This is a genomic window from Billgrantia lactosivorans (assembly GCF_003254665.1).
GTDB lineage: Bacteria > Pseudomonadota > Gammaproteobacteria > Pseudomonadales > Halomonadaceae > Halomonas > Halomonas lactosivorans.
Map to the genome: position 1 here is coordinate 373,029 of NZ_QHGY01000003.1, position 11,793 is coordinate 384,821.

Sequence of the window (11,793 nt, forward strand, 5' to 3'; positions counted from 1 at the left end):
GCATGGCGATCGTGCTGGGGGCCATCGCCGACGACTTCACCGGCGCCACCGACCTGGCCAACAACCTGGTGCGCGGCGGCATGCGCTGCGTGCAACTGATCGGCGTGCCCGAGCGGCGCCTGGCCGCGCTGGTCGCCGACGTCGAGCAGATCGACGCCGTGGTGGTGGCGCTGAAGTCGCGCTCGTGCGCGGCCGAGGCGGCGGTGCACGATTCGCTGCGGGCGCTGGAATGGCTGCGCGGCGAGGGGGCGCGGCAGTGCTTCTTCAAGTACTGCTCCACCTTCGACTCCACCGATGAGGGCAATATCGGTCCGGTCAGCGAGGCCCTGCTGGAGCGCCTCGGGGCGCCATGCACCGTGATGGTGCCGGCCTTCCCGCTCAACGGCCGCACCGTCTATCAGGGCCACCTGTTCGTCGGCGACCGCCTGCTCCACGAGAGCGGCATGCAGCACCATCCGCTGACGCCGATGCACGACGCCGACCTGGTGCGCGTGCTGGCGCGCCAGAGCCGACACCCGGTGGGCCTGCTGGCGTGGCAGACGCTGGCGCGAGGCGCCGAGGCCGCCCGCGAGCGCCTGGCCGAGCTGGCGGGGCGCGGCGTGCGCCAGGTGATCTGCGACACGCTCGACGAGCGCGACCTCGCCGTCCTGGCCGAGGCCGCGGTCGAGCTGCCGCTGGTCACCGGCGGCTCGGGGCTGGGCCAGGCACTGCCCGCCGCATACCGGTGCCAAGGCTGGCTGGCCGCGAGGCGCGAGGCGGGCGCCCTGGCGCCGGTGTCGGGCAGCGCCGCGGTGCTCTCGGGCAGCTGCTCGCAGGCGACCCTGGCCCAGGTCGACGCCTTCCTGACCCGCTACCCCGGCTTTCCCCTCGATCCGATCTCGCTGGCCGAAGGCCCCGAGCATCTCGCACAGGCGCTGGCCTTCGCCCGCCGCCACCTGGCCGGCGGGCGGCCGGTGCTGATCCACGCCTCGGCCGCGGCCGAGCGGGTGCGCCGGGCTCAGCAGGCGCTGGGGCGCGAGCGCGCCGGCCAGGTGGTCGAGCACGCCCTGGGGCAACTGGCGGTGGCGCTGCTCGAGGAGGGGGTGGGGCGGCTGGTGGTGGCCGGCGGCGAGAGTGCCGGCGCCGTGGTCTCGGCGCTGGGGGTGCGCGCCCTGCGCATCGGCGAGCAGATCGACCCCGGCGTCCCCTGGACCCAGGCCACGCTCGACGGCCGCGAGGCACCGCTGACGCTGGCGCTGAAGTCGGGCAACTTCGGCGGCGAGGACTTCTTCCTGCGCGCCGTCGAGAGCCTGCCCGGCGATGCGGCGAGGAGCGGGAACGCATGACTACCGCCGACCGCAACCGCCTGCGCGAGCGGATCGCCACGCTCGGCAAGTCGCTGTTCGACCGCGGCCTGACGATGGGCGCGAGCGGCAACATCAGCGTGCGCCTGGAGGACGGCGGCTGGCTGATGACGCCGACCAATGCCTGCCTCGGCCGGCTCGACCCGGCGCGCATCTCGCGACTCGCCGGCGACGGGCGCCTGCTCGAGGGCGATGCGCCGACCAAGGAGAGCTTCCTGCACCGCGCCATGTACGACGAACGGCCAGGCGCGGGCGCCATCGTGCATCTGCACTCGACCCATTCGGTGGCGGTCTCGTGCCTGCCCGACATCGACCCCGGCGACTGCATCCCGCCGCTCACCGCCTACTACGTGATGCGGGTGGGGCGCCTGCCGCTGGTGCCCTACCACGTGCCCGGCGACCCGACGCTGGGCGACGCCGTGCGCGGCCTGGCCGGGCGCCACAGCGCCGTGCTGCTGGCCAACCACGGGCCGGTCGTGGCGGGCAGGGACCTGGAGGCGGCGGTCTACGCCACCGAGGAGCTGGAGGAGACCGCCAAGCTCTACCTGCTGCTGCGCGGTCACAATCCGCGCGTGCTGACGCCCGCCCAGGTCGCCGACCTCGAGGCGCGCTTTCCTCGCGACTGACACCCACCGACGAGAGATCCACCGATGAGAGTCCCGCGATGATCCGCCTGGCCGCCAACCTCACCCTGCTGTTCACCGAGCACACCTTCCTCGACCGCTTCGCGGCGGCCGCCGAGGCGGGCTTTCGCGGCGTCGAGTACCTGTTCCCCTACGGCCACGACCCCGCGGTGCTGGCCGCGGCGCTGCGCGAGGCCGGGGTCGAGCAGGTGCTGTTCAACCTGCCGCCCGGCGACTGGGAGACGGGCGAGCGCGGCCTGGCCAGCCTCCCCGGGCGCGAGGCCGAGTTCCGCGACGGGGTGATCGAGGCCCTGCGCTATGCCGAGGCGCTGGACTGCCCGCGGGTGCACGCCATGGCCGGGCTGCTGCCGGTGGGCGCCGACGCCGAGACACGGGCCCACCACCGTGCCACCTACCTGGCCAACCTGCGCTTCGCCGCCGCCGAGGCGGCCAAGGTGGGCCGCCAGGTGCTGATCGAGCCGATCAACACGCGCGACATGCCGGGCTTCTTCCTCCCGCACCAGGCCCAGGCCATGGCGGTGCTCGAGGAGGTGGGCGCCAGCAACCTCAGGCTGCAGTTCGACCTCTACCACTGCCAGGTCATGGAGGGCGACCTGATCCGACACCTGGAGCGGCAGTTCACCGCCATCGCCCACGTGCAGATCGCCGGGGTGCCGGATCGCCACGAGCCGGACGTCGGCGAGGTGCATTACCCGGCCCTCTTCGCGCGGCTCGAGCAGCTCGGCTATGCGGGCTGGATCGGCTGCGAATACCGTCCCGCGGCGGGCACCCGCGACGGACTGGGGTGGGGACGCGACTTCGGTCTCACCGGCTGAGGGCCCGCACCAGGGAGACCTCTGCGCGATCCGACAACAACGACAACAGGAGCGAGAACGCCATGCACATCGTCATCACCGGCGCCGCCGGGTTCCTCGGCCAGCGCCTCGTCGCCCGCCTGCTGGCACGCGGCGAACTCAAGGGCCAGCCCCTCCACCGCCTGACCCTGGTCGACCAGGTCGAGCCCGAGCTGCCGTTCAGCGACGCGGTCGAAGTCGAGGGGCTGGCGCTCGACATCGCCGAGCCCGGCGCCCTCGACGAGGTGCTCGATGCGCGCCCCCAGGTCATCTACCACCTCGCCGCGGTGGTCAGCTCCGCCGCCGAGGAGGACCTGGACCTGGGCATGGAGGTCAACTTCGACGCCACCCGGGCGCTGCTCGACGGCTGCCGCGAGCGCGGGCTGGCGACCACCCGGCTGGTCATGGCCAGCTCGGTGGCGGCCTACGGCGGCGACCTGCCCGCGGTGCTCGACGACATGACCGCCCTGCAGCCGCAGAACTCCTACGGCACCCAGAAGGCGATGTGCGAACTGCTGATCAACGACTACAGCCGTCGCGGCCTGGTCGACGGCTGCGTGCTGCGCCTGCCGACCATCATCGTGCGCCCGGGGCGGCCCAACGCGGCCGCCTCGAGCTTCGCCTCGAGCCTCCTGCGCGAGCCCTTGAACGGCGAGGAGGCCGTCTGCCCGGTGGCCGCCGAGCTCGCCCTGTTCGTCATGTCGCCGGGGAAGGTGATCGAGGCGCTGGTGCACGGCGCCGAGGTGCCGGGCGAGGCGCTGGCGCCGTTTCGTGCCTTCATGCTGCCCGGCATCACCGTGAGCGTGGCCGAGATGCTCGAGACGCTGCGCCGGGTGGGAGGCGAGCAGGCCCTGGCCCTGGTGCGCCACGAGCGCGACCCGCGCATCGAGGCGATCGTCGCCGGCTGGCCCGCGCGCTTCGATAGCCGCCGCGCGCGGGCGCTGGGGTTCGGCGGCGACCGCGACCTGGACGAGATCGTCCAGGCGTTCCTGCGGGAGCGCGCCTAGGGCACGCCGAGCCGGGCCGAACCGCGGCACACCGGCGGCCGACCGGTCGCCGACAACAACGACAACGAAGGTGTTTCACGACCAAGAGGACACAACAATGAAAAACCCGTTCGTACGCCACGCCCTCACCGCCGCCATCGGTGGCGCCACCCTCGCGGCGCTGGCCGCCAATGCCCAGGCCGCCCAGGAGGTCAGCCTGGGGCACACGCTCTCCTCGACCTCCCACTACGCGGTGGGCGCCCAGGCCTTCAAGGAGACGCTGGAAGCGCTCAGCGAGGGTGCCTTCACGGTCAACGAGCACACCTCCGGCTCGCTGGGCGGGGAGCGCGAGATGATCGAGGGGCTGCAGATCGGCACGGTGGACATCGTCATCACCTCCACCGGCCCGCTCGGCAACTTCGTGCCCGAGACCTACGTGCTCGACCTGCCGTTCCTGTTCGAGGACTACGACCAGGCGCGCTGCGTGCTCGACAGCGAGCTCGGCGATGAGCTGCTGGAGAAGATGAGCGAGCACGACCTGGTCGGCCTGGCCTGGTCCGAGAACGGCTTTCGCCACCTCACCAACAGCGAGCGCGAGGTGACCACCCCCGCCGACGCCGAGGGGCTGCGGGTACGCACCATGGAGAACGAGGTGCACCAGGAGGCGTTCCGCCAGCTCGGCGCGCGGCCCACGCCGATGGCCTTCCCCGAGCTCTTCACCGCGCTGCAGCAGGGCGTGGTGGACGGCCAGGAGAACCCCATCACGGTGATTGTCGCGACCAATTTCTGGGAGGTCCAGGACCACCTCTCGCTCACCGGCCACGTCTATTCCCCGGCCGCCGTGCTTGGCTCGCCGATGCTGCTCGACGGCCTCGGCGACGAGGAGCGCGAATGGTTCCGCGAGGCGGCCCGCGCCGCGGCCGAGGCGACCCGTGCCGAGGTCTCGCGGCTGGAGGAGGAGGGCGTGGCCCTGCTGCGCGAAAACGGCATGACGGTGAACACCGACATCGACATCGGCCCGTTCCAGGAGGCGGTGGCGCCGGCCTACGAGATCTTCACCGAGCAGTACGGCGGCGAGATGCTGGAGCGGGTGCAGGAGAAGGCCGCCGGCTGCTGACGGCAGGCGTCCGGCGCAGATCGCGCAATCGGTCCCCGGCGCCGAGCCGGGGACATGCCTGAGGAATCGTGCGTTCATGGTGGACTTGTTGCTACGTTGCGAACGGCAGTTGACGCGCCTGGCCCTGGCGGTCGCGGTGGTCATGCTGGTGGTGTCGGTCTCGTTCAGCTTCTATCAGGTGCTGACCCGGTTCGTCTTCAACGCGCCCTCCACCTGGTCGGAGGTGGCGGCGCGCACGGCGATGATCTGGTGCGTGTTCATGGCCGCCGCCGCGACCTTCCGCGGCGGCTACATGATGGCCGTGGAGGCGATCTACAAGGTGGTGCCGGGTCGCCTGGTGCGTGGGCTGGAGGTGGCCATCGTGCTGTGCAGCCTGCTGGTGCTGGCGATCCTGTTCCACTTCGGCCTGCTGATGACCCAGCGGGTCGCCAGCCAGACCATGTCGGGGATGAACGTCTCCATGGCCTATGCCTATGCCGCGATCCCCGTCGGCGCCGCGTTCGCCATGGTGGCGGTGCTGGCGCGCCTCCTGGCCCAGCTCAGCGGGCGCGAGCCGGTCGGGCCCGACCTCGGCGAGCACGCCGCCGAGGTGGAGATGCACGACCCGCGGCGGACGATGCCGGAGAGCGCGGAAGCCCCCGGCCAGGGGAGGCCGCACCCATGAACCTGGTCATCGGCCTGTCGCTGATCCTGCTGTTCGCCTTCGGCGTGCCGATCGCCGTGGCGATCCTGCTGGCCTCGATCATCGGCATCGAGTTCTTCACCCGGTTGCCGCTGCTGCTGGTGCCGCAGCAGATGTTCATCGGCATCGACAAGTTCCCGCTGATGGCGATCCCGTTCTTCATCCTCGCCGGCAACCTGATGGCCGCGGGCGGCATCTCCCAGCGCCTGGTGGACCTGGCCAAGTCGATCGTCGGCGGAGTGCAGGGCGGGCTGGCGATGACCTGCGTGCTGACCTGCATGATGTTCGCCGCGGTGTCCGGCTCCAGCGTGGCGACCACCTTCGCCATCGGCGCCATCCTGATACCGGCCATGGTGCGGCATGGCTACCCCAAGCCGCTGGCCGCATCGATCCAGGCCTCCTCGGCGGAGCTCGGCGTGCTGATCCCGCCGTCGATCCCGCTGATCCTGTTCGGCGTCAGCACCGACACCTCCATCGGTCAGCTGTTCCTGGCCGGCATCGGGCCGGGCCTGCTGATCGGCACGGCGCTGATCCTGTTCCTCTATCTGTTCTGCAAGGTGCGCGGCTACGGACTCGAGGATCACCGCGACAGCACCGGCTTCGTGATCTCGTTCAAGCGCGCCTGGGCCGCGCTGCTGATGCCGGTGGTGGTGATCGGCGGCATCTACGGCGGGGTGTTCACGCCCACCGAGGCGTCGGCGGTGGCGGTGTTCTACGCCCTGGCGGTGGGCGGGTTCTACTACCGCGAGCTGAAGGCCGCCGACCTCTGGCCGATCCTGCGCCAGAGCGTGGTCTCCACGGCGGCGGTGATGCTGATCATCGCCGCCGCCTCGCTGTTCAGCTTCCTGATCAGCCGCACCGGCCTGCCGGGCCATATCGCCGGCTGGGTCACCGGGGTGTTCGACAGCCCCGTGACCTTCCTGCTGGCGGTCAACCTGATGCTGCTGGTGGTCGGCATGTTCATCGAGACCTCGGCGGCGATCCTGGTGCTGGCGCCGATCCTGACGCCCATCGCCGTGCAGTTCGGCGTCCAGCCGGTGCACTTCGGGCTGATCATGGTGGTCAACCTGGCGCTGGGGATGATCACGCCGCCGCTGGGGGTCAACCTGTTTGCCGCCTGCGCGGTGGCGCGGATCTCCATCGACCAGATGCTGCCCTGGCTGGTGCGCTTCGTGCTGGTCGTGCTCGCCTGCCTGGTGGCGATCACCTACCTGCCGTGGATCTCCATGGGGCTGGTGTGGCTGGTCTACTAGCGTGATGTGAGGGCCAGGCGCGTGTCGACCCGCCGCCGCCCAGGGAACGACAACGACAAGAACCAAGGAGGAATCAAGCCATGACCGCTTTGCCCGTGACACCCCCCTGCGACGCCCTGATCGGCGGCGAATGGGTGCCGACCCAGGCCTGGATCGAAGCCGAGTCGCCCTCCCGCGGCGAGGCGATCGCGCGGATCGCCCGCTGTCAGGCCGAGGAGGTGATGGTGGCGGTGGACGCCGCGCGCCGCGCCTTCGCCGGCAGCGTGGGCGACTGGGCGCGCTGGACCGCCCGCCGCCGCGGTGACTGGCTGCTCGAGTTCGCCGCCACGATCGAGGCGGACCACGCCAACCTGGCGGCGCTGGAGTGCGCCGACACCGGCAAGCCGATGCGCCAGGCCGAGGCCGACATCCGCGCCTGCGCCCGCTACTTCCGCTTCTACGGCGGCGGCGCCGACAAGCTGCACGGCGAGACGATCCCCTTCGACGAGGGCTTCGCCGTGATGACCCTGCGCGAGCCCTACGGCGTGTGCGCCCAGATCATTCCGTGGAACTACCCGGCACAGATCTTCGGCCGCTGCGTGGCGGCGGCGCTGGCCACCGGCAACACCGTGGTGCTCAAGCCCGCCGAGGACGCCTGCCTCAGCGTGCTGCGCCTGGCCCAGCTGGCGCAGGAGAACGGCCTGCCGCCCGGGGTGCTCAACGTGGTGCCGGGCCTGGGGCGAGAGGCCGGCGCGGCGCTGGCGGCGCACCCCGGCATCGATCACCTCTCGTTCACCGGCTCGCCCGAGACCGGCACCCACGTGGCCCAGGCCGCGGCGGTGCATCACGTGCCGGTGACCCTGGAGCTGGGCGGCAAGTCGCCGCAGCTCGTCTTCGCCGATGCCGACCTCGACGCCGCGCTGGAAGGGGTGGTGCGCGGCATCGTGCAGAACGCCGGCCAGACCTGCTCGGCCGGCAGCCGCCTGCTGCTGGAGGCGAGCTGCGCCGAGGCGGTGCTGGGCGAGCTGGCCGAGCGTTTCGCGGCGCTGCGCTGCGCTGCCGGCGAGGCGGACGCCGACTGCGGGCCGTTGATCAATGCGCGCCAGAAGGCCAGGCTGGAGGCACGGCTCGAGGCCGCCCTGGCCGACGGGGTTCGCGTGCTGGCGTGCGGCCGGCTGGCCGAAGGCGCCCCGGCCGGCGGGCACTTCGTGGTGCCGCAACTGCTCGGCGACGTGCCCAGCGGCCACGCGGTGCTGCGCGAGGAGCTGTTCGGGCCGGTGCTGGCGGTGCAGGTGTTCCGCGACGAGGCCGAGGCGCTGCGCCTGGCCAATGCCACCCCCTTCGGCCTGTGCGCCGGCGTGTGGACCCGCGACGGCGGGCGTCAGCTGCGCCTGGCCAAGGGCATTCGCAGCGGCCAGGTGTTCATCAACAACTACGGCGCCGGCGGCGGTATCGAGCTGCCGTTCGGCGGTGTGGGGCGCTCCGGCCACGGCCGCGAGAAGGGTTTCGAGGGGCTGCGCAGTTATACGCGGCTCAAGACCGTCGCCATCCGCCACGGATGAGCGAGGGCGTCACGAACAGCAAGGAGGAGTAATGACTGAATCACGCAAGGTCGGCCTGGTCGGGGTCGGACTGATGGGACACGGCATCGCCGCCAACCTGCTGCGCGGCGGCCATGCGCTGTGCTTGCTGGAGCACCCGGGCAACCAGCCGGTGGACGACCTGATGGCCGCGGGCGCGGTGGCCAGGGGCAGCGGGCGCGAGGTGGCCGAGGCCGCCGAGGTGGTGATCCTGTGCGTCACCGGCTCGCCCCAGGTGGAGGCGGTATTGTTCGAACCCGGCGGCGTCCTCGAGGGGCTCGCTCCGGGCACGGTGGTGATCGACTGCTCCACGGCGCTGCCGAGCTCCACCGAACGGGTCGCCGCACGAGTGGAGGCGGCGGGCGGACGTTTCCTCGACGCCGCCATGACGCGCACGCCCAAGGAGGCCGAGGCGGGCAGATTGAACCTGATCGTCGGCGCCCCGGAGGCGCTGTTCGCCGAGGTGCGACCGCTGCTCGAATGCTTCGCCGAGAACATTGCCCACGCCGGGCCGGTGGGGGCGGGGCACACCCTGAAGCTGCTGCACAACTTCGTCTCGCTGGGCTTCACCGCGGTATTGGCCGAGGCCGCGGCGGCCTCGCGCCGGGCCGGCATCGACGATGCCGCCCTGCTCGACGTGCTGGGCCAGGGCGGCGGCGGGGTGATCCTCGAGCGCTTGCGCCCCTTCATCGAGGCCGGCGACCCCTCCGGCTTTCGCTTCAGCGTGGCCAATGCGCTCAAGGACATCGGCTACTACCGCACCATGACCGAGGACCTCGCCGCCGAGCACGGCGTGGCCGAGGCGGTGCTGGCGCTCTATCGGCGGGCCAGCGACGCCGGCCATGCCGAGCGCCCGGTGCCGGAGCTGGTGCGGCTGCTGGAGGGGGAGTGAGCTCAGGCTTCGCCGGTGTCCGCGGCGGGCAGGCGGCCCAGCGGGTCCTGGCGGAAGTAGTGCGTGAGTAGCTCGTACAGCTCGGGGTAGGCGCCGCTGAGCACGTCGGGGGCGGAGAAGAAGTACTCGCAGCATACCGCGAAGCACTCGCCGGGGTGGGTGGCGGCGTAGTCGTCGATGGGCGGTGCCTCGCCGCGTTCGAGGTGCGCCTGCAGGTCGTCCCACACCGCGGTGAAGACGCGGTGCCACGCCTTCGGGGCCAGGTCGCGCGGCAGCGGCGGGAAGCCGTCGACGTCGAGCGAGTTGCCCATGTCGAGCTTGTGGGCGAGTTCGTGGATCACCACGTTGAAGCCGCTGAAGTCGCCGCTCTCCATCAGGTCGGGAAAGGCCACCACCACCGGGCCCTGGTGCGAGGTCTCGCCGGCCCGCTCGTCCTCGTAGGCGTGCATCACGCCGAACTCGTCCATCTCCTCCACCTGGCGGTGGAAGGCGTCGGGCAGGATCAGGATCTCGTGGAAGCCGGCGAAGGCCTCGTCGTGGTCGTCGTCCGACCAGCCCAGCGTCAGCAGGCAGGCCTGGCCGGCCAGGGCCAACTGGGCGGGCTGGTCGAAGGGGGTGGACTCGGCGAGATCGGGGTGCAGGCTGATCCGCTTGGCGTGCAGGAAGCGCCAGGCGCGCCGCCCCAGCCGCTCGGCCTCGTCGTCGGCGAGCAAGGCCAGCAGCGGCAACCGCGCGCGCGCCTCGGCCCAGGCCGCCTGGGGAAAGGGATGGCGGGCCTCGAAGCGCTCGGCGCGCCAGCGGCGCAGGCGGCGGAACACGGCTCAGCTCTCCTCCTGGCGGGCGCCGGACTTCCACGACCAGTCGCGCCAGCGCAGGTCGAAGAGGTCCTTGCGCCGGTCCTTGAGGTTGGTCACCGAGCCCTCGGCGCGCACCACGGTGAGGCGGGTGAGGTCGAGGTCGGAGAAGATCACCATCTCGGTGTTGGGCGTGGTCTCGGAGAGCACCGCGTCGTGGGGGAAGGCGAAGTCCGAGGGCGAGAACACCGCCGACTGGGCATACTGGATGTCGAGGTTGCGGATCGACGGCACGTTGCCGACGCTGCCGCACAGCACCACGTAGCACTCGTTCTCGATGGCCCGCGCCTGGGCGCAGTGGCGCACCCGCAGGTAGCCGTTCTTGGTGTCGGTCCAGAACGGCACGAAGAGGATGTCCATGTCCTGGTCGGCCAGCAGCCGGCCGAGCTCGGGGAACTCCACGTCGTAGCAGATCAGGATGCCCACGCGGCCGGCGTCGGTGTCGAACACGCGCAGCTCGTCGCCGCCCTCGATCACCCACTCGCGGCGTTCCTGGGGGGTGATGTGCAGCTTGGACTGGTGCTCGACGTGGCCGTCGCGATGGCACAGGTAGCTGACGTTGTAGAGCCGCTCGTCCTCGCCCACCTCGATCATCGAGCCGGCGATGATGTTGATGTTGTAGGACACCGCCATGCGCGAGATCTCGCTCTTGAAGTGCTCGGTGAAACCGGCGAGGTAGCGGATGGCGGCGAGCTGATCCTGCTGCGTGGCGCGGTCCTGCAGGCCCATCAGCGGCGCGTTGAACAGCTCCGGGAAGACGGCGAAGTCGCTCTGGTAGCTGGAGATGGCGTCGACGAAGTACTCCACCTGCTGCAGCACCGACTCCATCGAGGCGCACTCGCGCATTTGCCATTGCACGGCGCCGATGCGCACCTGGGTGGGGCGATTCTCCAGCACCCGCTCGGCGGGTTCGAAGAGGATGTTGTTCCACTCCAGCAAGGTGGCGAAGCCCTGGGACTTCTCGTCCTCGGGCAGGTACTTGCGCAGCAGCCGCTTGACCTGGAAGTCGTTGGCGAGCTGGAAGGAGAGGATCGGGTCGTGGATCTCCTTGCGCGCTACCCGCTCGATGTACTCGGTGGGGCTGAGCTCGGGGTGCTCGTGGTAGTTGGGGATGCGTCCGCCGGCCAGGATCGCGCGCAGGTTGAGCGAGCGACACAGCTCCTTGCGCGCCTCGTAGAGGCGCCGGCCCAGGCGATAGCCGCGATAGTCGGGGTGGATCAGCACGTCCAGCCCGTACATGGCGTCGCCCTCGGGGTCGTTGAGGATGATCTCGCGATTGCCCACCAGGTCGTCGTACTTGTGCGGGTTGGAAAACTCGTCGTAGTCGACCCGCACGGTCAACGCCACGCCCACCAGCCGCTCGTCGTCCTCGATGGCGATCTGACCGTCGGGAAACTCCTGGATCAGCCGGTCGATAGTGTGCTGCGGCCAGGCGCCGCCGATGTCGTCGTAGACGGCATCCATCAGTTTCTTGAGCTGTGGATAATCGTCCTGCGTCAGGTTGCGGAGGTTGAGGTGCAGGTCGTCAAGGGACATTGCGCTCGGTTCCTGATCCGGGTGAAGCCCGCATTCTAGCATGCCCGCGACGGCGGCCGATTTGTTGCCGCGCTGTCTCCGTTTCGTCACTGCT

At 70.9% G+C, this 11,793-nt stretch carries 11 protein-coding genes; 9 read left to right on the forward strand and 2 right to left on the reverse strand.

What is annotated here, in order from left to right:
* Positions 1 to 2 precede the first annotated feature (2 nt).
* From otnK to DIS04_RS10210, 9 genes are all read left to right on the forward strand, one after another.
* The gene (gene otnK / locus DIS04_RS10170) at positions 3 to 1,325 is read left to right on the forward strand and encodes a 3-oxo-tetronate kinase (protein ID WP_111413643.1); all 1,323 of its coding nucleotides are present in this window, start codon (positions 3 to 5) and stop codon (positions 1,323 to 1,325) included.
* Entirely contained in the window at positions 1,322 to 1,969 is a 648-nt protein-coding gene (gene otnC / locus DIS04_RS10175; RefSeq protein ID WP_111413644.1) for a 3-oxo-tetronate 4-phosphate decarboxylase, read from the forward strand. Before otnK ends, otnC begins: the two co-directional genes overlap by 4 nt.
* A gap of 38 nt (positions 1,970 to 2,007) precedes the next feature.
* Positions 2,008 to 2,802: a 2-oxo-tetronate isomerase gene (gene otnI, locus DIS04_RS10180; RefSeq protein WP_111413645.1), complete on the forward strand. Its 795-nt coding sequence runs from the start codon at positions 2,008 to 2,010 to the stop codon at positions 2,800 to 2,802.
* A gap of 62 nt (positions 2,803 to 2,864) precedes the next feature.
* Positions 2,865 to 3,827: a D-erythronate dehydrogenase gene (gene denD / locus DIS04_RS10185; protein ID WP_111413646.1), complete on the forward strand. Its 963-nt coding sequence runs from the start codon at positions 2,865 to 2,867 to the stop codon at positions 3,825 to 3,827.
* 97 nt (positions 3,828 to 3,924) lie between these two features.
* Positions 3,925 to 4,923, forward strand: a complete 999-nt coding sequence (locus tag DIS04_RS10190; protein WP_179951247.1) for a TRAP transporter substrate-binding protein — start codon at positions 3,925 to 3,927, stop codon at positions 4,921 to 4,923.
* A gap of 76 nt (positions 4,924 to 4,999) precedes the next feature.
* Entirely contained in the window at positions 5,000 to 5,587 is a 588-nt protein-coding gene (locus DIS04_RS10195; RefSeq protein WP_111413647.1) for a TRAP transporter small permease, read from the forward strand.
* Positions 5,584 to 6,858, forward strand: coding sequence for a TRAP transporter large permease (locus DIS04_RS10200; RefSeq protein WP_111413648.1), 1,275 nt, complete (start codon positions 5,584 to 5,586; stop codon positions 6,856 to 6,858). Before DIS04_RS10195 ends, DIS04_RS10200 begins: the two co-directional genes overlap by 4 nt.
* An 80-nt stretch (positions 6,859 to 6,938) precedes the next feature.
* A complete protein-coding gene (locus tag DIS04_RS10205) occupies positions 6,939 to 8,399 on the forward strand; it encodes an aldehyde dehydrogenase family protein (RefSeq protein ID WP_111413649.1) in 1,461 nt (486 codons plus the stop codon).
* Positions 8,400 to 8,430: 31 nt separating this feature from the next.
* Positions 8,431 to 9,309, forward strand: a complete 879-nt coding sequence (locus DIS04_RS10210) for an NAD(P)-dependent oxidoreductase (RefSeq protein ID WP_111413650.1) — start codon at positions 8,431 to 8,433, stop codon at positions 9,307 to 9,309.
* 2 nt (positions 9,310 to 9,311) lie between these two features.
* On the opposite strand, the gene DIS04_RS10215 is transcribed toward DIS04_RS10210, so the two are convergent.
* Together DIS04_RS10215 and DIS04_RS10220 are read right to left on the reverse strand one after the other, a co-directional pair.
* Positions 9,312 to 10,127, reverse strand: coding sequence for a M90 family metallopeptidase (locus DIS04_RS10215; RefSeq protein WP_111413651.1), 816 nt, complete (start codon positions 10,125 to 10,127; stop codon positions 9,312 to 9,314).
* Between the two features lie 3 nt (positions 10,128 to 10,130).
* Positions 10,131 to 11,699 carry a bifunctional GNAT family N-acetyltransferase/carbon-nitrogen hydrolase family protein gene (locus DIS04_RS10220; RefSeq protein ID WP_111413652.1) on the reverse strand — a complete coding sequence of 523 codons (1,569 nt, stop codon included), beginning with the start codon at positions 11,697 to 11,699 and terminating at the stop codon, positions 10,131 to 10,133.
* Positions 11,700 to 11,793 lie beyond the last annotated feature (94 nt).

Coding starts and splice junctions, on each gene's coding strand:
- DIS04_RS10205 (WP_111413649.1), top strand. CDS start 6,939: ATGACCGCTTTGCCCGTGACACCCCCCTGCGACGCCCTGATCGGCGGC.
- otnI (WP_111413645.1), top strand. CDS start 2,008: ATGATCCGCCTGGCCGCCAACCTCACCCTGCTGTTCACCGAGCACACC.
- DIS04_RS10210 (WP_111413650.1), top strand. CDS start 8,431: ATGACTGAATCACGCAAGGTCGGCCTGGTCGGGGTCGGACTGATGGGA.
- DIS04_RS10220 (WP_111413652.1), bottom strand. CDS start 11,699: ATGTCCCTTGACGACCTGCACCTCAACCTCCGCAACCTGACGCAGGAC.
- denD (WP_111413646.1), top strand. CDS start 2,865: ATGCACATCGTCATCACCGGCGCCGCCGGGTTCCTCGGCCAGCGCCTC.
- DIS04_RS10190 (WP_179951247.1), top strand. CDS start 3,925: ATGAAAAACCCGTTCGTACGCCACGCCCTCACCGCCGCCATCGGTGGC.
- DIS04_RS10200 (WP_111413648.1), top strand. CDS start 5,584: ATGAACCTGGTCATCGGCCTGTCGCTGATCCTGCTGTTCGCCTTCGGC.
- DIS04_RS10195 (WP_111413647.1), top strand. CDS start 5,000: ATGGTGGACTTGTTGCTACGTTGCGAACGGCAGTTGACGCGCCTGGCC.
- otnK (WP_111413643.1), top strand. CDS start 3: ATGGCGATCGTGCTGGGGGCCATCGCCGACGACTTCACCGGCGCCACC.
- otnC (WP_111413644.1), top strand. CDS start 1,322: ATGACTACCGCCGACCGCAACCGCCTGCGCGAGCGGATCGCCACGCTC.